Origin of the sequence: Clostridium sp. AF28-12 (assembly GCF_003435225.1) — a bacterium.
GTDB lineage: Bacteria > Bacillota > Clostridia > Lachnospirales > Lachnospiraceae > Pilosibacter > Pilosibacter fragilis.
Genome location: NZ_QWGJ01000074.1, coordinates 1 through 709, shown reverse-complemented (window position 1 = coordinate 709; position 709 = coordinate 1). Strand labels below are relative to the sequence as shown.

The following is a 709-nucleotide window of genomic DNA, read 5'->3' as shown; positions in this document are numbered from 1 at the left end:
TTTTTCACAGGTTCGATGACCCGCACGCTTACATCCAGCTTTATAGGGGCAGCTGGTGTTCCGCCCGCATTTTTTTCCTGCATGGATTTCTCCTTTCCGCTTCGGGTCAGCATGACCCGAAGCTGTTACAAGTTTACAGTGCTTTCAACTTCGTTTCCCCACACGTCCCATCCGGGCTTTTTTTCTCTGGCGAACAATTCCACTCGTGGTATATCGCCCATCAGTTCTACAATTTTCCGCCTGGCCTCGTCCGGCTTTTTACTGTGGCGCTCTATCGGGGAAACAATAAGCTGGTGAACACCGGTAGACTTACGCTTCGGATGTCCTTTTACTGCTAAAAGACAAATTTCTGCATTGCCTCTGGTCCAATACCCCAGACCGTAAAACCATGAGTAGGAGCGCCGGTTCCTCTTTATCCATACAAAAGCCACAGAACGATAAGAAAAGCCCCATGCTTTAATGACCTTTAAGGCTTCCGGCAGTTGTGGGAATGTTGCCCACAGAAACAAAACGCTGTCTTTTGCAGCCAAGTCGGCCACTGGAAGGGAACAAATTTCTTCAATACTCATAGTGGGATAATGAAGCTCTGCTGATCCCTGCCTGTTTTTCTGCTCATACCGCCACGGTGGATCTGCATAGATTATCGAAAATTTTTCTTTCGGCATGATCCTCCTTTCCGCTTCGGGTCAGCATGGCCCGAAGTCTCTTA

General features: G+C 48.4%; 1 protein-coding gene. It reads right to left on the bottom strand.

Features of this window, described 5'->3' with window-relative positions; genetic code table 11:
• Window positions 1–125 precede the first annotated feature (125 nt).
• A complete protein-coding gene (locus tag DWY93_RS16865; protein ID WP_107001180.1) occupies window positions 126–665 on the bottom strand; it encodes an MT-A70 family methyltransferase in 540 nt (179 codons plus the stop codon).
• Window positions 666–709: the final 44 nt, after the last annotated feature.